Raw genomic sequence first — 20,344 nt, forward strand, 5'->3', positions numbered from 1 at the left:
TTGCGGCCGACGCAAACGATGCGGCCGACCGGAACCTGTCGCCCGTCGTCGAGCGGCAGCGTCGGCCAAGCCGGTGCGGGAAAGACCAGGGCGTCGCCGCTCATGCCGCGAACCTCTCGTAGATGCCGATCTTGCGCTGCAGCGGCGCGTCGTCCACACGGAACAGGAAGGCAGGATTCGTCGCGGAGCGGTTCGCGAGCGTGACGCGGGCGTGCACGGGCGCGGCGATCACATCCGCGTCCTCCGCGTCCAGGGTCGTGCCGGCGACATCGGCCTGCAGTGATCCGCTGACGACGTGGAAGACCGCGGAGGCGCTGTCGCGCGGCAGCGTCACCTGCTCGCCAGGCCGCAGCATCAGTGCGGAGAAGCCGAGCGTCGGCAGGCACTCCTCCCCGGTCTCCGGGCTGACATAGCCGAGATGCACGGGCGTGCCCGCATCGGTGTCGGAGGCCAGGGCCTCCAGCGCGGCGCGGACCTCGCCCCAGGGCCAGCGCAGCAGCGGGTACGGGCCGGGCCGCGCTCCGAGGCTCGAGTACGGAACGAGACCCGCGCGGCGGTACCGCGTAGCCGACGCATCCGGCGCGTTGCGCGTCGTCTGCTTCTGGCCTTCCAGCGCATAGGACGCCTCGATGCCGACCAGCAGCGGCAGGTCGAGCGCGTCCATCCAGACGACCGGGCCGGTGCCGGCGTGGATGTGCTCGTGCCATTGCAGCGCGGGGGTGAGGATCAGGTCCCCGCGCTCCATCGGCAGGCGTTCGCCGTTGACGATGGTGAAGCCGCCCTCGCCCTCGACCACCAGCCGCACGGCGGCCGGCGTGTGGCGGTGGCTCGGCGCGTTCTCGCCGGGTAGGATGAGCTGCATGCCGACATAGATCGTGCCGGTGCAGTGCAGCCCGTCCAGGCCGTGACCGGGATTGGAGAAGACCAGCACGCGGCGCTCCGCCTTCTCGATCGGCGTCAGCTCGCCCGCGCGCAGCAGCAGCGGCCGCACATCGGCGTAGCGCCAGAGCGTCGGACGCGTCTGCGGGCGCGGCGCGCCATGCGGCAGGAAGGCGCGCATGCTGGGCCAGAGCGGCACCAGGTTCCGCGCTTCCATCGCGGCGCGGTAATCCGCGGGCAGTTCCTCGAGCGTGCCGAGGGCCGGGGCGTCGGTCATGCGATCCTCCTCTCTCGCGCGGGGGCGGCGGCGGCGCCTTCGAGCCCCGTGCCGCCATAGAGCCAGGCCAGCGTGTCGTACCATTCGTCCTGCGACTTCGCGGCCATCACGGCGTTGCGCAGCGCGGCATGCGCGCCGGCGGGGTGATAGACATGCTCGCCCATGGCGCGGGACTGCAGCTGCACGCGCGCGGTGCGCAGCATGCGGGCTGCGTTGTAGGCGCCGAGCGCCGCCTCGATCGCGCCGTCGTGCCGCTCCATCATGTGGGCGAGGCAGACGCCGTCCTCCATCGCCATGCAGGCGCCCTGCGCCATGTATTGCAGCATGGGATGCGCGGCATCGCCGAGCAGCGCGACGCGCCCGTCCACCCAGCCCTCGACGGGTTCGCGGTCGCAGAGCACCCAGAGCTTCCAGTCGCGGCCGTGCCGGATGATGGATTGCGCCTTGGGGTGCACGTGGCGGAAGCCCTTCATCACCTCCTCCTCGGAGGCGGGCTTGCCCGCCGCGGGCTCCGGCGCGTCGTTGTGGTAGGTGACGACAAGGTTGAAGGTCTTCCAGCCCTGCAGGGGGTAGTGGACGATGTGGCACTTCGGCCCGGCCCAGAGCGTCGCCGCATTCCAGCGGAGGTCCTCGGGCATCTGCTCGGTCGGGATCACGCTGCGATAGGTGGTGTGGCCGGAAACGCGCGGGGCGCCGTCGCCCACCACCTGCTTGCGGATGTTCGACCAGAGCCCGTCGGCTCCGATCAGAGCGGTGCCCTGCACGGCTTCGCCGTCCGGCAGGAAGGCGGTGACGCCGCTGCCGTCCTGCTCGTAACGCACGACCTCCGCGCTGGTGCGCAGCGCGACGCGGGGATGCGCGCGGCAGGCCTTCAGGAACACGCCGTGCAGGTCGCCGCGATGGATCACGGCATAGGGGTTGCCGAAGCGCGCGCGGAAGCGGTCGCCGAGGTCGATGTGGCAGATCTCCTCGGCGCTCAGCGCGTCCATCAGGCGCAGCCGGTCCACATAGACCGCCATGGCGCGCGCGGTGTCGCCGATGCCGAGCGCGTCGAAGGCGTGGAAGGCGTTGGGGCCGAGCTGGATCCCGGCGCCGACCTCGCCGAGGACGGGCGCCTTTTCCAGCACCTGGACGTCGAAGCCGCTGTTGGCCAGGCCGAGCGCGGTGGCGAGCCCGCCGATGCCGCCGCCGGCCACGATGATGGGACGCATGCTCGTCACTCCGGCTCGATACCCGCTTCGTCCGCGATGCGGCCGTTGCGCAGGTTCTCCTCCGCCAGGAAGGCCGCGAAGGTGGCGGGCGTATCCTCGGTGAAGGGATCGACGCCCATGCCGGCCAGGCGCTGCGCGATCTCCGTCTCCTGGCCGATGGCGCGGATGTTGGCGGCGATGCTGTCGGCCAGCGGCGCGGGCAGGCCCCTCGGGCCCCATAGCGCATACCACAGCGTGAAGTGGAGGCCGGGGAAGCCGGCCTCGTCCACCGTCGGCACGTCCGGCGCGGCGGCGCTGCGCGTCGCCGAGGTCACGGCGAAGGCGCGCAGCCGCCCGGCCTGCACCAGCGGCTGCGCCGAGAGCAGCGGCGCGACCATCAGGGCGACGCTGCCGGCCACGACGTCGTTCAGCGCCGGCGCGGTGCCGCGGTAGTTGGCGACCAGGACATCCGGCGCGCCGAAGCGGCGCTTCACGCCCTCCGCCGCCAGATGCGCCATCGAGCCGCCGCCGGACGTCGCAAAGGCATAGCGGCCGGGTTCCCTGCGCATCGCCTCGGCGAGTTGCTGCAGGGTCTGCGCGCGCGAAGCCTCGGGCTGGCCGACGATCAGCAGCGGGGCGGTCGCCATGCGGCCGACAGGCGTGAAATCCGTGATGGGGTCGTAGGGCAGGTTGCGCACCACGCGCTTGGCCATGAGATGGATATCGGCATTGGTCAGGAAGGTCGTGCCGTCCGGCGCGCTGCGCGCGACCTCCGCCGCGCCGATCGTGTTGTTCCCGCCAGCGCGGTTCTCGATCACCCAGGTCTGGGAGAGCCGCACGCCAAGGCGCTGGCCGTAGAGGCGCCCGAGCACGTCGATCGCGCCACCCGGCGCCCCCGGCACGATTAGTCGGACCGGACGCGTGCTCCCCTGCGCCACGGCGTCCCGTCCGAGCAGCGCCGCGCCCGCCGCGGCGACCAATGACCTGCGCTTCATTGCGCGTCCTCCCTGAGCCCGGCCGCGCACCTCACGGCTCGAGCGTGATGTGGATGTTCTTCTCCTGGGTGTAGGCGATCAGCTCCTCGATCCCTTCCTCGCGCCCGATGCCGGACTGCTTGTAGCCGCCGAAAGGCGCGCCGAGGAAATGCCGCGACGTGCTGTTCACCCAGATGTAGCCGGCGTCGACAGCGGCCGTAATACGATGGGCCGCGGCCAGGTCGCGGGTCCAGATCGAGCAGGTGAGGCCGTATTCCACCGCATCCACCTGGCGCAGCATCGCCGCCTCGTCGGCGGGGATCCCTGGGGCTCTTGCCGCCGCAGACCAGGCGCGCGTCTTCCGCCTTGCGGCGTCGGTGTAGCGCAGGATGCGATCATGCTGCGCCTTGCTGACGATTGCGCCGACATCGGTCGCCATGCCAGTGGGCAACCCGGGCTTCAGAGCCTCGCAGCGTTCCTTCACGCACGCCAGCACGGCGTCGTGGATGCTCTCATGCAGGAAGGCGCGGCTGGTGGAGCCGCAGGATTGCCCCTTCCAGGTGACGTTCATTCCCGCCACGACGCCGGCCGCAACCTTGTCGGGTCCATGTCGGGGAAGGCGATCAGCCGAAGCACAGGGCTCGCGACACGGGTGTCGGGCATGGGCGTCCTCCCTGGGTCAGATGCTCAGTACACCGACCGTCAGCATGCTGTCAATCAGGGCCGGAACACCGCAGCGCGATCCCGGCGTTCCTGGGCAGGCCGGTGGTCTCGGCAGCCATCCAGGGTTGACCTCCCGCTACGGCGGATGATGTTCCGGGCAGGGCCGCTCTTGGGGAGACCGACTCGGGTGTCGATGGACGAGATCTATGCGCGGCCTGGCCACCTCATCCGGCGCGCCCAGCAGATCGCCGTCGCGGTCTTCATGGAGGAGACCGCGGGCTTCGACGTCACGCCCGTGCAGTTCGCGGCGCTGGTCGCCATCCGCGAGAACCCGGATGTCGACGCGACCAGGCTCTCGGCGCTGATCGCCTTCGACCGCTCGACGCTCGGCCGTGTGCTGGACATCCTGGAGCGCAAGGGGCTGATTGTGCGCCGCGGCGCCGGCAACGACCGCCGCGTCAAGCTGCTGCGCGTGACGGAGGAGGCCGCGGCGCGCTTGAAGGCGATGGCGCCGGGCGTCGAGCGCGCGCAGCAGCGCATCCTCGGGCCGCTGCCGCCCGCGGAGCGGGCGCGCTTCATGCGCTCGCTCGAGCGCATCGTGCAGATGAACAACACGCTCTCACGCGCCCCCATGCTCGCCGGCGCCGAGGATTAGAAGGGGAGCGCCGCCTCCCACGGCGCTGCGTTCGCCCAACTGGCAGCCCAGGCCGGCGGCTGAGCGCGGAGGAACGGACCACAGGACAGGCAAGGCCGGACCAGGCGCAGCTGCGCCGTCGCGGCGTGCTGAACGTCGCGCCACGCGCGGCGGCCATGGCCTTCAGACCCCCGGCAGGGCCCGGCCGCCGGCGCTCTCGAACAGGTGCAGCCGCGTCCCGTCGAGCTCCAGCCAGATCGCTTCGTCGGGCTGCAGGCGACGCCCCGGCGGCGTGCTGGCGACCAGCGTGGCGTCGCCGACCTGAACATGGACGAACGTGACGTCGCCGGTCGGCTCGACGGTGTAGATGCGGCCCGGCAGGCGTCCTTCCCCTGGGCCGTCGTGGAGCGTGATCGCACTGTGCCGCACGCCGAGCACGACATCGCGTGACGGGGCGCGCCGTGCCCGGTCCGCGTCGGCGTCCCGCAGCGGAAGCCGCCAGCCCGCCGCACCGGTGAGCACGGCGCCGTTCTCCGCGACCTCGGCCGGGACGAGGTTCATCGCGGGACTGGCGACGAAGCCCGCGACGAAGGTGTTGACCGGCGCGGCGAAGATGCGGTCGGGCGCATCGTATTGCTGCAGCCTGCCGCCATTCATCACCGCCATGCGGTCCGCCATCGTCACCGCCTCGAGCTGGTCGTGCGTGACGTAGATGATCGTGGCCTTGAGATCCTGATGGAAGCGCTTCAGCTCGGCCCGCATCTGCACCCGCAGCTTGGCATCGAGGTTCGACAGCGGCTCGTCCATCAGGAAGACGCTGGGGTTCCGGACGAGGGCACGGCCAAGGGCCACGCGCTGCTGCTGCCCGCCGGAGAGCTCGCGCGGACGGCGTTCGAGCAGATGCCCGATGTCGAGCACGCGCGCCGCCTCGGCGATCCGCCGCTCGATCTCCGGCCGGGGCATGCGCCGCATCTGCAGCGGGAAGGCGAGGTTCATCCTGACCGTCTTGTTGGGATAGAGCGCGTAGTTCTGGAAGACCATGGCGATGTCGCGATCCTTGGGATCGAGGTCATTCACCTGCCGGTCGCCGATCCACATCTCGCCCGATGTCAGCTCCATCAGGCCCGCGACGAGGTTGAGCGTCGTCGTCTTGCCGCAGCCCGACGGGCCGACGAGCGCGACGAACTCGCCATCCGCGACCGTGAGGCTGAGGTCGTCCACGGCAAGATGCGCGCCGTAGCTCTTGACGATGTTGCGGAGTCTCACCTCGGCCAAGGCGCTGCCCTCACGATTTCACCGCGCCTTCGGTGAGGGCGCGCACGAAGTACTTCTGCAGGACGAGGAAGAGAACGATGACCGGGATGCTCATGATGAAGGTCGCGGCCATCAGGCCGGGCCAGTTCGTCGCGTGCTCGCTGAAGAAACGCTGCAGGCCCACCGGAAGCGTCAGCGCGGTCTTGTCGTTCAGGAAGGTCAGGGCATAGACGTACTCGTTCCACGCCAGGATGAAGGAATAGATCGCGGTCGCGATGATGCCGGGCGAGGAGAGCGGCATGACGATCAGCAGGAAGGCCTGGAACCGCGTCGCGCCGTCGATGCGCGCGGCCTGTTCGAGCTGGACGGGGATGTTGTCGTAGAAGCCCTTGAGCAGCCAGATCGACAGCGGCAGGCCGAAGGTCAGGTAGGTGAGGATCAGGGACCAGTGCGTGTCCACCAGGCCGAGCCAGCGCATCATGATGAAGAGCGGCATGAGGAACACGACGGTCGGGAACATGTTGCGCACCAGCACGGCGAAGAAGAGCGCGTTGCGGCCGGGGAAGCGGAAGCGGGAGAAGGCATAGGCGGCGGGCACGGCGACCGCCACGCCGAGCAAGGTGGTCGCGCTGGACACCCAGAGGCTGTTGGCCATGTAGCGGAGGAATTCCCGGCCGACCGCGCTCTCCGGCGACAGCAGCGCCGTGTATTCCTGCAGGGTGGGGTTCCGCGGCCACCATTCCGGCGGGTACTGCGTCGCGGCGAACTGCGACTTCACCGACGTGCTGAGCATCCACGCCATCGGCATCAGCGTCGCCACCAGCAGGAAGGCGAGCAGCACGCGCCCTCCCAGGCGCCAGCCGTCCCATCGGCGCTGGCCCGTCCGGATCATCCCTGCCCGCGCTCCCGCTGGCCGGTGAGCGCGCGCACGTAGAACCAGCCCAGCGTCATCATGACCATGAACAGGATGACCGAATAGGCCGAAGCCAAGCCGAAGCGGATGCGGCCGAAGGCGATCTGGTAGATATGCGTGATCCAGATCTCGGACGCACCGGCGGGACCGCCACCGGTCATGATGAAGGGGATCGTGAAGCTGTTGAGGTTGGCGACGAGCAGCAGCAGCACCGTCACGACCGTGACGCTCCTGAGGTGCGGGACAGTGACGTGCCAGAAGCGCTGCCACGGCCCGGCGCCGTCCACCATCGCGGCGCGGTGGAGCTGGTCCGGCACCGTCTGCAGGCCGGCCAGCATCATGATCATCGCGAAGGGGAACTCCTTCCAGACGTTCACCGCGATGAGGGCGGCCAGCACCGTCCCGGTGTTATACGAACCTCATCGGTGCCCTGGCCGACCGCTTCCCGAGGTCCCGCGCCCGCTGCCAGGCCATCAGCCGGGAGCATTGGGGCATCATCGCCGCCGTCCGCGCGGGCGACGAGGAACTCGCGGCGAAGCGCGTGATGGAGCACGTGCTCCGCGCCGGGCAGCACCTCGTCGAGACGATCCAGGGATCGCAGCGGCAGGGCGCGGCGCGCAGATAGGCGCGGTCAGCCCGCGAAGCGGGGCTCCGGCAATCCACGCACCCCGAGGTTCCTGACGACGAAGAGGCCGCCGCAGGGTCCTGCCCGGTTCTCGCCGATGGACGTGACGTAGAGGTCGGCGAGGTGCGGGCCGCCGAAGCAGGGGCAGGTCGGCGTCTCCCGGCGGTCCGCCTCCACGTCGAGGATGTGCTCCAGCGCGCCGGTGTCAGGATGCGAGGACCGGAAGCCATGCTCCGCCGCCACACCCGCACGCCACGATATGCGCCGACGCGGCGTTGTCTGCCACGATGGCAGGACACGGAGAGGGGGCACCTCGGGTTGTGCGGGACGGCTTTCGCACAGACATGCAAGCATCTGCGGTGCTCGAGACGTGCTGAGCGGCTGGGGGCATCAGCCCTTCCGCCCGGCCGCCCCGGCGAGTTGCTGGCGTTGCGCGCGGCCGCGCGCTCGGGCCTCGAACAGGGCGGCGGAGGGGCGGCGCAGCGCGAGCTCGATCGCGGCGGCCAGGCGCTGGCGCTGGAACGCGTCGCTGAGCGCGCCGAGCCAATCGGCGTGCTCCTTCGGCCGGCCGAGGAAGAAGGCGGTGCCGGCGGGAAAGTGGCCCTGGTGCCGCCCCCACCAGTCGGGGAGCTTCCGCGCATCGGGCCAGGGCAGGTCGCCATCCTCGTCGAGGGCGACGTTCTCGTCCTCGGGGTCGTCGTTCGGGCCGGACTGGAAGCCCTCGGGCCGGTCGCCGTCGAGATCGAGATAGGCGAGGTCGAGGCCGGTGATCAGGCAGAGCGCCTCGCCGGCCAGCCGCGCCTCCTCCGGCGCCTGCATGCGATCGAGAAGCCAGGGGATGTAGCGGGGGTCGCCGACGACGCCGGCGGCGCGGATCAGGCTGCGGCGGCGCGCGGGCAGGCGGCGTGCGAATTCGGCCAACCAGGCATTGGCCTCGGCCAGCGGCAGGCGGCGGAGCAGCATCGCGAGCGCGGCGTCGGCGCGCGGGCCTTCGGCGCGGGCGATCGTGGCCAGCACGCCGAGCGGCTCGCTCGCGCCGAGGCGCGCCGCGGCCCAGGCGGCCTGGAAGCGGCATTCGGGATCGTCCTCCGCCATCGCGGCGATGACGCGCGGTCGCAGGTCGACCCGGCCGAGTTGGCCCGCGACGCGGGAGGCCGATGCGCGCACCGGCACAGCGGGATCGGCGAGCGCGCGGTCCAGTGCCTCCCCCGGGTCGGCGCGCCGCGCGCCGAGCGCGGCGATGGCGACGGCGCGGAGCACGGCTTCGCCCGAGACGTGGAGTGCGCCGATCGCGCGGCGCGCGGGGTCTGGGTGAGCGAAGGCGAGGGCGGCGATGGCCGAGGCCGGATCGTCGGCGGCGATCGAGCCGAGATAGGAGGGGCGGCCATGCACCACGGCGAGCCAGCAGGCCGCGAAGGCGAGTTCGGGCTGGTCGACCTGGTCCTGCGCGACGCGCCGGGCGAAGGGAAGGCCGCGGGCAAGCCCGGCCTCGAGCGAGGCCTCGAGCCGCTCGTCGAGCCTGACGAGGTCGGCGAGGCGGACATGGGGGGCAGCGACCATGGCGCGGCGCTGCACCCAAAGGGAGGCGACGTTGTCGAGGAGCGTCTCGGTGACGGGCTCGAGGGTGGTGGTCATGGAAGATATGCGGTTTGCGTCACGGCTGTCGGCCGGCGCTGGCCTGGCTGCACCATCGGGCAACCCGTTAGTCTATGCGTGTCCACGACGTCCCGTCGAAGGACATGACGTCCTTGGCGCCCACCGACCAAAGCGATGCCGGGCCCACGCCGAGGCGATAGGTGGAGAGCGCCTTGCCTTCGCCGAAATCCACCATTTCGATGGTGTCGCCGCGCATGACGTAAACCGCCTCGAAGGTCGCGAGGTAGAGCGCCTCGCCGAACCAGGCGAGGCTCCAGATGTCCTCGTCGATCACGTCCTGCTCGACGATGGTCCAGGTGGGACCGCGGCCGCGCAGCAACAGGCCCTGACGGCCGCAGGCATAGACCTGTCCGTCGCCCGCGCAGCACACGTCGGTCAGGATGAGGTTGGTCGGCGACTCCTGGCGGGTCCAGCTTGATCCGTCCCATTGCCAGATCTCGCCGTCCCAGCCGACCGCGTAGATCTCCTCGGCGGAATAGCCGTCCACCGCCTCGAAGCCGCTAGTCTGGCCCGGCGGCGTGCCGGTCAAGCCCTGCTGCATGGGGCGCCAGTCACGCTCTCCGACACGGATGTAGGCCTGCCGGTCCATGCCGACTGCGTAGACGCGGTCGGCGATCGTCCGCACACCACGGAGCGGGCCGCGATTTGCCGGTCCGTCGCCAGGCGCGCCGATCCTCTCATCCACCTTGTAGTTGGGTGGGCCAAAGGCGACGGACTGTCCACCGCCGCCAACCGCAACCGCGCATTCACGCGGCTGCGTCAGCACGGCGATGCCAGCGGTGTGCCAGCCGGTCTGCCCTGCTTCGCCAAACTTTCCCTTGACCCAGAATGCCAGTACCGAGTGCGGGATCTGGCGCTCGCTCAGGTCGTCCAGCGCGAAGACGAGATAGCCGAAGGCTGGCGCTCGCGGCATCCCGGCGACGAAATTGGCGATGGGACTGAACTTCTGCGGCATCGTCCGATCCTACCCAAATGGGCCTGGCGGCCGGAAGCCTGAAAGCGCCTCAGCGTAATCGGACGGGTCCATGTTGTCCCAGCGGTCCTTCAGCACCTCACCCGTTCGACGCCGCACCTCCTGCTCGGCGTAGGCTACGTCTTCCGCGGCGTGGTCTCCTTCGGTCACCGCCTTTATCTCGGTGTTGTCGTCCAGACCGCATTGCTTGTGGTAGTTGTCGAGTTGCTTCTCCAGGCAGGCCTCGCTGCAACCCGACTCCGGAAATACCTTCTTCATCGCCGCGGCGGAGTTCTTCCGGGCGTCCTTGTACGTCGTCTTGTGGAATGCCTCGGCCGTGTGCCCGCCACCCTGCAGTGCCAGGTTGCCCATCGGCAGCTTGGCAGCCTCCGCGCTCTGGATCGTGTGTATTAGTCCGTGCGTGCCGTTGCGCTGGAAGGTACCCTCGGCGCAGACGCAGGGGGCGTCGCCATCGTTGTATGCTACGGAGCCGGTGTTCACACCCTTGAGGGGCTTGTCGCCGGCCTTGCCACGACCTGTCTCAAAGAGCGCTGACGCCTCGATCAGGTGATGCGGTGTCTGCGGATGACAGCAGGGGCTCTGCGTCGTGGACACCTTCGGCTTGTACGGCTGCAGAAAGCAGCGCCGGGCAGCCAGACAGTCGTCGGCTGCCGACTTGTCGGCGAGCGACGCGGCCTCTGCGCCCCGTTTCTCCTGCTTGGGCTTGGACTTGCCGAGGAGGGCGCAGGGATCCTCGATGCCCTCGCACGCCTTCTTTTCCTTTTCGATGTCGTCCTTGCAGGCCTGGACGTCATCCACCGCCATCTCGTCGAGATAGGGCCAGGGCCCGGTGTTGGACGGCATGGAGGCATGATTGTGCGTCGTCATGTCGAGGTGACGGACGACGTTCAACCCTTCGATCTTCACGTCCATCGACCAGGCCGTGAAGTAGACCTTGCCGCGATTGACGCTGGTGACCACGCCCTTCTTCGCGGCCGAGCCGGCTTCGTCGCCCGAACTCTTCTTGAAGTAGGACTTGTCCTTAAGCAGCACTTCCTTGCCGCTGATCTGGACCGTGGTGCTGCCCTCCGTCGTATCGCTCGCCATCCCGGTATTGGGGTATGGCACGGGCACGCCAGGAGGCGTCGCGGGGTTCTCCGGCGGGGTCATGCAGACATCGGGGAAGGCGGCAACGGCCTTGCCCGCGGCGGCCTTGCAGGCGACCTCCCGGCCGTTCGCATAGACCTGGTTCGCCATCAGGCCACCATCCCCCGGCGCTTGGCCTCGAAGCGCGACTGCGCCTGCGCTTCCAGCGCCAACGCCTGCGGCACCATGGCCTGCGCGATGAAGGCCGCCCGGCGCTCGCCATCGTCGCCGAGATGGCCGAGGAGGGCCGGGCCCGGAAGATAGTCCCCGCGCGCGCCCGCGAGCAGGTAGGCGAGCATCGCCGGCACGGTCGCCGCGCCGACCTCCCCGGTGCAGTCGGCGAGGTGCCAGAGATCGAAGCGTGGCTTGCGCTCGCGCAGCAGCCGGGTGAGCGCCAGCGCGGCCTCCTTGAAGCGGTACTGCTCGCCGCTTGCGTCGGTGATTCGCGCGTCGCAGGCATGCAGGGGCAGGTCGGCCTCGGCCAGCGCGGCGCGGATCGCCTGCACCAGCCCCTCCGCCCGCAGCGGCTTTCCGCTGCCGAGCGGTGCGGGTTCCTTCGCGAACCCGAAACCCCGGATCAGCAGGTCGGCCGCAGCGTCCTCGGTGTGCGGGGCGAGCAGGACAGCGCCGGCCGCCTCGCCAGGGATGAAGCCGTTGGAATTGTCGCGGGTCAGCAGCCGGTCCGCGTCCTGCCACGCCATCAGCGCGGGACCGCTCAGCAGGCTGTCGACGCCCGCCACCACGATCCGGGGATGCGATCCCTCGACCAGCATGCGCCTTGCACCGAGCAGCGCGACCGCGCCGCCGATGCGGCCCTGCGGCAGGATGCGGGAATGCGGGTGGAGCTTGTGGCCGAGCACCTGCTCCATCAGTTCGAAGATCAGCCGGTCGAGCCCTTCCGGGCGGCCGGGGCGCTCCGGCTCAGCCACGGCGAGCAGGACGGGAACCCGATCCGGCGGGAGGGGGGCGGTGGCAGCCAGGCATTCGGTGACCGCGCGCGCGGCCATCCGGGCGAGCTTCGCCAGCCCGCGCCATGGCTCCTCGAGCGTGACCTCGCTGCCCACGATCCAGTCGCCGCCGCGCCCGATGAAGCGGGTCTCCTGGAAGTTGTTGATGTTGCAGCGAATCGCCGTGCAGCTTTCCGCCGCCGTCAGGCCGACGCCGCAGACCAGCCCCGAAGCGAGCACCGACAGCGATGGAGCGGCCGTCAAGCCTCCGCCTCCTCGCGGGGGCGCTGCCGAACCGCCTGGCCGACCGAGGGGTAGTAGGTCTTGCCCGTCTCCATCGCCCGCCACCAGCCCGGCGACATGTGGCCGACGACGATCTGCTCCAGCTCGAAGATGTCGCGGATCAGCGGCAGGCTCGCGCGCCAGGACATGGTGAAGCCGCCGGCATCGGGCTCGAACAGGATGGTGTCGGGCGTGCCACGCATCTCCACGCGTGCGCCGCGGCGGCGAATGAAGATGATGGGGATGTCGCGCGCGGGCAGCGGGAACTCGCGGCGCCCGTCGGGGGTAAGGTTGACCATCACGACCTGCTCGCCGCCGCGCGGGAAGTCGATTCGCTGGTCCTCCGGCGCGGACTGGAAATACAGCGGGTCGAAGTCATCGGGCAGGAAGGGAAAGACGTTGTCCTGCCAGTGCTGGTCGTAGGTGCCGGCATGGCGCAGGCGCGCCGGCACGCCGCGTCCGATCGGCCCGAAGGCCATCGGGCGGTAGCGGCCGTCCGGGCGCTGGACGGGGTCGTTCGCCTCGTCGGTCTGCGACATCGGCACGCCGTCGAGCAGTTGCAGGATGTGGAACCAGCCGCGCCCGACGGGATTGTCGGCATAGGCGGCGTGATGGGCCGGGTCGCTCGCCCGGTTGTCGGTGCCGCCGAAGGCGATGTCGTAGGAGATGGGCTGGCGCTCGAACGCAGCCGCCTCGCCCGGGCGGATCCGGCCGCCCGACGCGTCCCAGCTTCGCGGCCCGTGCACGACGAAGGCCTTCCGCATCGCGCCGACCTGCAGGCCGACCACGACGCGCGGCACGGCGCGGCCGCCTGGCGCATAGGCCGAGCCGTTCAGCAGCACGTCGCAGCGCGGCTTCATCGGCGCCCAGTCGCTTTCGACCAGGGTGGCCGAGCGGCCAGGCTCCCCGGAAAAGAGGTCGGCATCGATCAGCGGCAGCTGCGCCGCGGCAAGCTGCGGCGTGGCGCCGCTTCGCGCCGGCAGGGCGAAGGTGCCCTTCACCACGACGACCACGCGCTCGCGCCCGTCCTTGTCGCGCCCGAGCGTGTAGCCCGCCGTCATGCCGGAGGCGTTGACCAGGCGCACGGCGCGTCAGTTGATCTGCACGGACGCGCCAGTGATGCGCTGCATGCCGGAGGAGCGCAGCGAGAGGTAGGTGCCGCGGACCAGCACCTTTCCCGCGCGGGTCAGGGTGATGCTCGCGCGGCCGCAACGCAGCGTGACGTCGCGCTTCGCCGTCAGCACGAGTTCCTCCGGTTCGGCCGCGGTCGGCGCCGGCCGTGCGCCCGGCCGCACGAGCCCGAGGGCGAGCGGGCGCAAGGGATCGCCGTCGATGAAGATCAGCGCGACCTCGCGGCCGGCCGCCCCGGCGTCGTACGTTGTGGTGGACAGCGCCGGCAGTGGTGCGCCGGCGGGATTGCCTTCGTAGTCCACGAGCAGGCCGCCAGCCTCGTCGAGGCCGCAGACCCGACCGAGGGCAACTTCCTTGCCTGCCGTCGCAACGGATTCAGTTCTCGAGGATTTTCTGCCCCTTAATGACGACATCGCCGGATCCTTTGATGGTGATCTGCTTGCCCTGGATGATGATGTCACCGTTCTTCTTCATTGTGATCGTCGCCGATCCCGTCTTCAAGACGATCTGGTCGCCGGCCTCGATCGTCAGCTTCTTGCCAACCTTGTGGGTCTCGTCCTTGGCCACGCTTGTCGTCTGGTTGCCTCCGACGGAAACCGACTGATCGCGGCCGACCGAGACGGACTGGCTGCTGCCGACATTGACGCTGCGCGACGCCCCGACGGTGACCGTCTCCGCAGCGCCGACGGAATGCTCCCGCGCTGCCCCTACGGTCAGCGCATCGTTGATCCCGATCAGGGTCGTGCGCAGCTTCGCCACCGTGACCGTCTCGCTCTCGTTCACCGTCTCGGTGCGGTTGCCGACGATCGTGATGGTCTGGTTCTTTTGGACAGTCTGTGTCTCGTTCCCGCCCACCATTTGCGTCTCGTTGGCGTCGATGGTGGTGTCGCGGTTGTTCTTCACGTGGCGCGTCTCGTTGTGCTCGATGACGCCGTCCAGGTCGTACTGCGCGTGAAGATAGATCTGTTCCTTGCCCTTGGTGTCGTCGAGCGTGAGTTCGTTCGACCCGCCGCCGCCCTTCGTCGAATTGCTCTTGAAGCCCGATTTGACCATACCGGCGGGAAGGCCGTGGGGCGGCATCTGGTCGGCGTTGTAGACGCGGCCGGTCACCAGCGGCCGGTCGGGGTCGCCCTCGATGAAGTCCACCACGACTTCCTGGCCGATGCGCGGGATCTGGATGAAGCCATAGCCCTTGCCGGCCCAGGATTGGCTGACGCGCACCCAGCAGGAGCTCTTGTCGTCCTTCTTGCCCAGCCGGTCCCAGTGGAACTGCAGCTTGATGCGGCCGTACTTGTCCGTGAAGATCTCCTCGCCGGCCGGGCCGACCACGATGGCGGTCTGCGGGCCGTATACGATCGGGCGCGGCGTCTTGCGCGGCGCACGGAACGCCACCGAGGCGCTGAAGCACTCGAACTCGTTGTCGTAGGAATCCTCGCCGCCGCCACTTGCATAGCTTCCGACGGTGACGCTGTGGTTCACGCGCCGCAGCACGTATTCCTTCCCGATCTCCGACTGCATGGGGTGACTCGCCACCTTCAGCCTGAAGCCAGGGACTAGGCTCGGCAGCGCGGAGTGACCGGCAACGCGGTGGAAGCCGGTCTCCTCCGCTTCCATGGTCAGCGTCACCAGTGCCTTTCCGCGAGAAAGGTCCATGAACTGTCCGGGGTAGTCGTAGATCTCGGCCTTCTGCGCCGGCTTGATGCCGGACAGCGCCGTCGCCTCCTCGGTCTCGAGCTCGGTCCCTGGCGCCTCGAAGTTGAAGTCGCGCAGCGTGCGCTTGCCGGTCCGCATCGAATAGTCCTGCCGCCAGCCCCAGACGGCGTTCTCCTTGCGGTCCATCCCGGGGAAGCAGTTGATGTCGGGCGAGGCCAGCTTCTTGAACGCGATATTGGCGTCCGAGATGACAAGGCGGTGCAACTGCTCCTCGTGCTCAAAGTAGTAAAACAGCCCCTCCTCCTCCATGAGGCGGGAAACGAACGCCAGCGTCGATTCGCGGTACTGAACGCAGTATTCGCGCTTGGGGTAGCTGTCGTGCAGGCGCAGGGTGAAATCCTCGAACCCATGGTCGTGGAAGACGGCGCGAATGATGTCGGGCACCGTCTTGTCCTGGAAAATGCGGCAATCCGCGCTGTGGGACAGCAGTTGGAGCCAGGGAACGATGTAGAGGTGGTAGTTGCAGAGGCCGGCCGTGGCGGCATCGCCGATCGAGAAGGATTCCACGATGCCGTGCAGCAAGCGCCGCGCCTCGAGGTCGTGGCCGATGCGGATCAGCACCTTCATGCCGACCATGGTCTCGGGATCAAGGTCGGTCCGTGCGGAGACCACCTCTGCCTCGAAGGCGAAGGGCACGGAAATGGCCTCCGCGCCACGAAGGCTAGTCAGGAGAAGCACGTCCTTGCCGAGTTCGGTCTCGATCGCGGCGATCCGACCGTCCTGCGTATAGGCCACCATCTCGAGCAGTTCCTCATGCGCGGCGACCGCCGGCTACCGTCTCAGGAATATTGCCGAGTTTTCAAGTGCGACGCCAAGGTTGTGAGAGGGGGTCGGCGCCGGGGCCCGGGTCGCAGCAAGGGTGTGTTGCGGGCACCGGGACCGGGCGAGGCGGATGCGCTGGTCGTCGCACCCTCTCGCGGGAAGGCGACGATGACCGGCTTAAGCGCATCGCCAAGGCGGGGAAGCCGCCGCGGGACGTGACGCCGCATGTCCTACGGCATTGCTTCGTCAGCCTCGCCAATGACCTCGGCTACTCCGGAGCGCGCATCGGAGGCGCGGCATGTTCGATGACGGCGGCGCGCCGCGCGCCCGCTTTTTCAACGGCACACAGGCGCTTTTGCCGGCGGCATTCGGCGACCCCGACGCGCTGAGCACGACGCGGCCCGATGAGCTCGACATACGGGGGCCACGGTGTCTAGGTTCGCGCCGGCCTGCTGGACGGGTGACCGCCGGCCGGATCAATCTCGTTCATGCGGTAAGCCATCGCCGGCGCAAGCCTCGCTATCAGGGGATCCCAGCGGCTGCGTAGCGCGACATACGCTTCTGCCCCCGCCTTCTCATCCGTCGTCACCTCGATAGCCGCCTGGCGCAGGCGCTGCGCGCCGGACCGGTAGCGCCGACGCCACCGGTCGCGCGCTTCCTCGGCCGACAACCGCACCTCCTCGCGCATGTCGCCGAGTGGGAAGGTTTCCTCCAGCGTCGTGACCAGGACGAGGGAGGCTCGCCAGAGCTGCTCGATCGCCGCCGACTCCTTCAGCCAGCCATGGCGTTGGTCGTCCAGCGCACTCCGCATCAGCGTCACGGCATCCAGCGCCAAGAGCGCCGACCGGGAAACGGAATAATAGGGCTGGTGAAAGCGGAAATAGAACAGCACGGGGTAGAAGTGGTGCGCCTCATTGGCCTCGGCCATGCCGGAGCCGACCTCCGCCAGGTCGGAGTAGCCGCCGTTGAATTGGCCGCGCGGCCCGAGGCGGGCCACGAGTTCGGCCGCGTCGCCGGTTTCGCCGCTGAGAAGATGCAGCTTCAAGCCGAGCGCGTTTCGCCGCTGCAGCGCGGTGTAGACCTGCATGATGTAGGTCAGGGTGAGCGACACCACGGACATGCCGACCAGCGAGTTGAAGAGATAGAGGATCCGCGCCCCGCTCGTCCGGGGTGTGAAGTCGCTGGAGCCGACGATGGCCATGCTGCTGCCGCCCGCATACATCGCCGCCACGAAGTCAGTCGGCGTCTCGCCGCTCTGCGCGGTGATGGCGGTGCCGAGAAGCGGGTGCATGACGAGCGCCGCGCCCAGGGTGAGCGCAAGCGCCCAGGCCGCGACCAGTAACACCAGGATCGCGGGACCGCAGAAGGCGAGAGCGGCGCTGCCCCGCGGTGCCGGCGATCCCGTCGCGGCATGGAACGCGGCCCAGATCGCGCGCGCCAGGCGAGTGCTGAAGATCCCGGTGCCTGCACGCGCATAGAGGACAGTCAGGAAAACGTCGGCGAGCACGAGCAGGACGAGGAACATGCCCAGCGCCTGCTCGACCCAGCTTGGCATTCAGACGTCTTCCGCTGCGGTCACGCAGAGAGGTGGGATACCCGCGACCATTCCGTCACGTCGCCCGCTGCCCAGCCTGGCCGCCACGCGCACGACCAAACAGACCGATCATCTCGCGATTGAAGGCAGGGATATCGTCGGGCTTGCGGCTAGAGACCAGGTTGCCGTCCACCACCGCTTCCTGGTCCACCCACTCCGCGCCGGCATTCTCGATGTCGGTCTGGAGCGAAGGCCAGGAGGCGAGGCGACGCCCGCGCATCTTGCCGGTCTCGATCAGGGTCCAGGGCCCGTGGCAGATCGTCGCCACCGGCTTGCCGCCGTCGAGGAAAGCCTGGGCGAACAGGACCGCGTTCTCGTCCATGCGGAGCTTATCCGGGTTGATCACGCCGCCCGGCAGCAGGATGGCGTCAAAATCCTCCGGGCGCGCCCGGGCAAGGGGGACGTCGACGGGGAACTCGTCGCCCCATTCCGTGAATTTCCAGCCGCGCACCTTGTCGTCCTTGAGCGAGACGATGCTGGTCCGCGCTCCGGCCTCGTCGAGCGCCTTGCGCGGCTCGGTCATCTCGACCTGCTCGAAGCCGTCGGTGACGAGGATCGCGACCTTCACTCCGTCGAGTTTGCCAGATGCCATGTTCGTGTCTCCGTGCGGGATTGAGTCCGGTGGAATCGACTTGCCTGAAGCCTGCGTCCGGAAGGCTGTTCCTGGATGTCGTCAGGGCATGAACACGGCCCGGACGCAGCTCTCCACGTAGCGCTGGCCGTGCTGCTGGCCGGAACGCAGCGTCACTCCCATCAGCCGGCTCCTGGCGTTTGAAATGCAGATGGAGCGGCGGCGACCCGGGGTACTGAACAGCAGCCGCCCGGCGAAGGCGGCGGCGATCCGGGCCGCCGGCCGCCGATCAGGCCGTCGAGGTGGCGTCGTCGCCGACGCGGGACACGGCTGCGAGCGCCGGCGCCGCCTGCATGTCCGGCGGTGTGCGGAAATCCTTGCGCGCGGCGCCACGCGCGTTCCGCGCTCCCTGCGGGAAGCCGCTGCGGTCGCGGTAGCGCTGCCGGTCGCCACCCGTCCGCCGATGCCGGCTGGTCACGGCCTGCGCCCCAACCACGTCGAGCAGCGTGATGCCGGCGACCGCGGCGAGGGCGAGCCCGACATTGTCGCGCTTCGGATTGTCGGGGCGATAGGCGGTCGCAAGGGTGAGGATGTCGAGCGCGTCCCCGCCCACACGGCTCCAGAGCCCGGTCGTCTTGTCCGGCGACAGCGACAGGATGCCATGGCCGATCTCGCGCAGGCCGTAGCTGCGCACCAGCGTCTCGCTGCCCTCCATGCCGAGCGCCCGGGTGAACTGGCGTGGCGCGAACAGCTCGGCGAGGCCGAGGCCGATGCTGAACCAGCCGAGCGCGCGGGCCAATTCGTCCGCGTTGCCGCGCGAGCTCGGGCCCGAGCGGAGGATCTTCGGATCGCCCTCGGACCGGGCGATGTTCGAGAGATAGCCCATGGTTTTCGTCTCCGGCTCAGGGCTTCAACACAACCTTGACGCAGTTGTCCTGCTTGTCGCGGAACACCTTGTACATCTCCGGCCCGTCCTCGAGCCGCGCGGTGTGGGTGACGACGAAGGAGGGATCGATCTGGCCTTCCTCGATCCGGCGCAGCAGGTCGTCGGTCCAGCGGTTCACGTGGGTCTGGCCCATGCGGAAGGTCAGGCCCTTGTTCATCGCGAGACCCATCGGGAACTTGTCGATCAGCCCGCCATAGACGCCGGGGACGGAGATCACGCCGGCCGGCCGGCACACATAGATCATCTCGCGCAACACGTGCGGCCGGTCGCTTTCCAGCATCAGCAACTGCTTGGCGCGATCGAGGACCGTGTCGGGCTGCCAGGGCGTGACGTGGCTCTCCATGCCGATCGCGTCGATGCACTTCTCCGGCCCCTTGCCGCCGGTCAGCTCGTTCAGCCGCTCGACGACGCTTTCCTCGTCGAAGTCGATGGTGATGGCGCCGGCCGCCTCGGCCATGCCGAGCCGCTCGGGCAGGTGGTCGATCGCGACGACCTGCTTCGCGCCCAGCAGGATGGCGCTGCGGATCGCCATCTGCCCGACCGGCCCGCAGCCCCAGATCGCCACCGTGTCCTCGGGCTGGATGTCGCACTGGACGGCGGCCTGCCAGCCCGTCGGAAGGATGTCGCCGAGGAACAGCACCTGCTCGTCCGTCAGGCCATCCGGCACCTTGATGTGGGTCGCGTCAGCGAAGGGCACGCGGACATACTGGGCCTGCCCGCCGGGGTAGCCGCCGGTGAGGTGGGTGTAGCCGAACAGGCCGGCGGTCGGATGCCCGAACACCTTCTCAGCGAGGTGCTTCTTGCGGTTGGTCGTCTCGCAGACCGAGAAGTTGCCGCGGCGGCACTGCTCGCATTCGCCGCAGATGATGGTGAAGGGGATGACGATGCGCTCGCCCTTCTTCAGCCGGCCGTCCACGCCGTGGCCGACCTCGACGACCTCGCCCATCATCTCATGGCCCATGATGTCGCCGGGCAGCATGGCGGGGATGAAGTTGTGGAAGAGATGCAGGTCGGAGCCGCAGATCGCGCAGCTCGTCACCCGCACGATGGCGTCACGCGGCTCCTCGATCCGCGGGTCGGTGACGGAATCGCAGCGGATGTCTTCCTTTCCGTGCCAGACCAGGGCTTTCATTGAAGATCCTTCCCCTTGATGGCTCTGTGCGGGGCGGCTCGCCTCGCGTCGGACATGCGGGCCATCATCGGCGCGCCTGCAGGACACGCCTGCGCCCCGCCTG

Annotated in this window: 21 protein-coding genes; 2 read left to right on the plus strand and 19 right to left on the minus strand. The window is 69.2% G+C overall.

Features of this window, described 5'->3' with window-relative positions; translation table 11 throughout:
- Window positions 1–100: 100 nt before the first annotated feature.
- The 4 genes from ACLF3M_RS15610 to ACLF3M_RS15625 are packed head-to-tail and all read right to left on the minus strand — an operon-like array spanning window position 101 to window position 3,891.
- Window positions 101–1,156 carry a cupin domain-containing protein gene (locus ACLF3M_RS15610; RefSeq protein WP_430657873.1) on the minus strand — a complete coding sequence of 352 codons (1,056 nt, stop codon included), beginning with the start codon at window positions 1,154–1,156 and terminating at the stop codon, window positions 101–103.
- The gene (locus ACLF3M_RS15615; RefSeq protein ID WP_430657874.1) at window positions 1,153–2,367 is read right to left on the minus strand and encodes a 3-hydroxybenzoate 6-monooxygenase; all 1,215 of its coding nucleotides are present in this window, start codon (window positions 2,365–2,367) and stop codon (window positions 1,153–1,155) included. Before ACLF3M_RS15615 ends, ACLF3M_RS15610 begins: the two co-directional genes overlap by 4 nt.
- Before the next feature lie 5 nt (window positions 2,368–2,372).
- Window positions 2,373–3,341, minus strand: a complete 969-nt coding sequence (locus ACLF3M_RS15620; protein WP_430657875.1) for a Bug family tripartite tricarboxylate transporter substrate binding protein — start codon at window positions 3,339–3,341, stop codon at window positions 2,373–2,375.
- A 31-nt stretch (window positions 3,342–3,372) separates the two neighbouring features.
- On the minus strand, window positions 3,373–3,891 hold the full coding sequence (locus tag ACLF3M_RS15625; protein WP_430657876.1) for an aldehyde dehydrogenase family protein: 519 nt from the start codon (window positions 3,889–3,891) through the stop codon (window positions 3,373–3,375).
- A gap of 285 nt (window positions 3,892–4,176) precedes the next feature.
- Here ACLF3M_RS15625 and ACLF3M_RS15630 point away from each other — a divergent pair, with 285 nt between their 5' ends.
- A complete protein-coding gene (locus tag ACLF3M_RS15630) occupies window positions 4,177–4,638 on the plus strand; it encodes a MarR family winged helix-turn-helix transcriptional regulator (protein WP_430657877.1) in 462 nt (153 codons plus the stop codon).
- 162 nt (window positions 4,639–4,800) lie between these two features.
- Here ACLF3M_RS15630 and ACLF3M_RS15635 read toward each other — a convergent pair whose 3' ends face one another.
- From ACLF3M_RS15635 to ACLF3M_RS15645, 3 genes are read right to left on the minus strand one after another with little or no spacing between them, the layout of a single operon-like run.
- Window positions 4,801–5,883 (minus strand): ABC transporter ATP-binding protein, encoded by a 1,083-nt coding sequence (locus tag ACLF3M_RS15635; protein WP_430658057.1) that lies wholly within the window; start codon window positions 5,881–5,883, stop codon window positions 4,801–4,803.
- 19 nt (window positions 5,884–5,902) lie between these two features.
- On the minus strand, window positions 5,903–6,763 hold the full coding sequence (locus ACLF3M_RS15640; RefSeq protein ID WP_430657878.1) for a carbohydrate ABC transporter permease: 861 nt from the start codon (window positions 6,761–6,763) through the stop codon (window positions 5,903–5,905).
- On the minus strand, window positions 6,760–7,182 hold the full coding sequence (locus tag ACLF3M_RS15645; RefSeq protein ID WP_430657879.1) for a carbohydrate ABC transporter permease: 423 nt from the start codon (window positions 7,180–7,182) through the stop codon (window positions 6,760–6,762). The genes ACLF3M_RS15640 and ACLF3M_RS15645 overlap by 4 nt, the downstream gene beginning before the upstream one ends.
- A 32-nt stretch (window positions 7,183–7,214) precedes the next feature.
- Here ACLF3M_RS15645 and ACLF3M_RS15650 point away from each other — a divergent pair, with 32 nt between their 5' ends.
- Window positions 7,215–7,409 (plus strand): FCD domain-containing protein, encoded by a 195-nt coding sequence (locus ACLF3M_RS15650; RefSeq protein ID WP_430658058.1) that lies wholly within the window; start codon window positions 7,215–7,217, stop codon window positions 7,407–7,409.
- A gap of 6 nt (window positions 7,410–7,415) precedes the next feature.
- Here the strand turns inward: ACLF3M_RS15650 and ACLF3M_RS15655 are convergent, their stop codons facing one another.
- From ACLF3M_RS15655 to ACLF3M_RS15710, 12 genes are all read right to left on the minus strand, one after another.
- Window positions 7,416–7,652, minus strand: coding sequence for a hypothetical protein (locus tag ACLF3M_RS15655; protein ID WP_430657880.1), 237 nt, complete (start codon window positions 7,650–7,652; stop codon window positions 7,416–7,418).
- 147 nt (window positions 7,653–7,799) lie between these two features.
- The gene (locus ACLF3M_RS15660) at window positions 7,800–9,044 is read right to left on the minus strand and encodes a TIGR02270 family protein (RefSeq protein WP_430657881.1); all 1,245 of its coding nucleotides are present in this window, start codon (window positions 9,042–9,044) and stop codon (window positions 7,800–7,802) included.
- A gap of 67 nt (window positions 9,045–9,111) precedes the next feature.
- Window positions 9,112–10,020 (minus strand): hypothetical protein, encoded by a 909-nt coding sequence (locus tag ACLF3M_RS15665; RefSeq protein WP_430657882.1) that lies wholly within the window; start codon window positions 10,018–10,020, stop codon window positions 9,112–9,114.
- Between the two features lie 9 nt (window positions 10,021–10,029).
- A complete protein-coding gene (locus ACLF3M_RS15670) occupies window positions 10,030–11,274 on the minus strand; it encodes a PAAR-like domain-containing protein (protein ID WP_430657883.1) in 1,245 nt (414 codons plus the stop codon).
- Complete coding sequence (locus tag ACLF3M_RS15675) at window positions 11,274–12,374, minus strand: hypothetical protein (protein ID WP_430657884.1); 1,101 nt, start codon at window positions 12,372–12,374, stop codon at window positions 11,274–11,276. The genes ACLF3M_RS15670 and ACLF3M_RS15675 overlap by 1 nt, the downstream gene beginning before the upstream one ends.
- Entirely contained in the window at window positions 12,371–13,477 is a 1,107-nt protein-coding gene (locus ACLF3M_RS15680; RefSeq protein WP_430657885.1) for a DUF2169 family type VI secretion system accessory protein, read from the minus strand. Before ACLF3M_RS15680 ends, ACLF3M_RS15675 begins: the two co-directional genes overlap by 4 nt.
- A 6-nt stretch (window positions 13,478–13,483) precedes the next feature.
- Window positions 13,484–13,936, minus strand: coding sequence for a DUF6484 domain-containing protein (locus tag ACLF3M_RS15685; protein WP_430657886.1), 453 nt, complete (start codon window positions 13,934–13,936; stop codon window positions 13,484–13,486).
- Window positions 13,899–15,974: a type VI secretion system Vgr family protein gene (locus ACLF3M_RS15690; protein ID WP_430657887.1), complete on the minus strand. Its 2,076-nt coding sequence runs from the start codon at window positions 15,972–15,974 to the stop codon at window positions 13,899–13,901. The genes ACLF3M_RS15685 and ACLF3M_RS15690 overlap by 38 nt, the downstream gene beginning before the upstream one ends.
- Window positions 15,975–16,431: 457 nt before the next feature.
- Window positions 16,432–17,523, minus strand: coding sequence for a hypothetical protein (locus tag ACLF3M_RS15695; protein ID WP_430657888.1), 1,092 nt, complete (start codon window positions 17,521–17,523; stop codon window positions 16,432–16,434).
- A gap of 85 nt (window positions 17,524–17,608) precedes the next feature.
- Window positions 17,609–18,160, minus strand: coding sequence for a type 1 glutamine amidotransferase domain-containing protein (locus ACLF3M_RS15700; protein ID WP_430657889.1), 552 nt, complete (start codon window positions 18,158–18,160; stop codon window positions 17,609–17,611).
- Window positions 18,161–18,452: 292 nt separating this feature from the next.
- Entirely contained in the window at window positions 18,453–19,049 is a 597-nt protein-coding gene (locus ACLF3M_RS15705; protein ID WP_430657890.1) for a hypothetical protein, read from the minus strand.
- Window positions 19,050–19,065: 16 nt separating this feature from the next.
- A complete protein-coding gene (locus tag ACLF3M_RS15710) occupies window positions 19,066–20,241 on the minus strand; it encodes a zinc-dependent alcohol dehydrogenase (protein WP_430657891.1) in 1,176 nt (391 codons plus the stop codon).
- Window positions 20,242–20,344: the final 103 nt, after the last annotated feature.

Source organism: Falsiroseomonas sp. HW251, assembly GCF_050563545.1.
In the GTDB taxonomy this organism is placed as follows: domain Bacteria; phylum Pseudomonadota; class Alphaproteobacteria; order Acetobacterales; family Acetobacteraceae; genus Falsiroseomonas.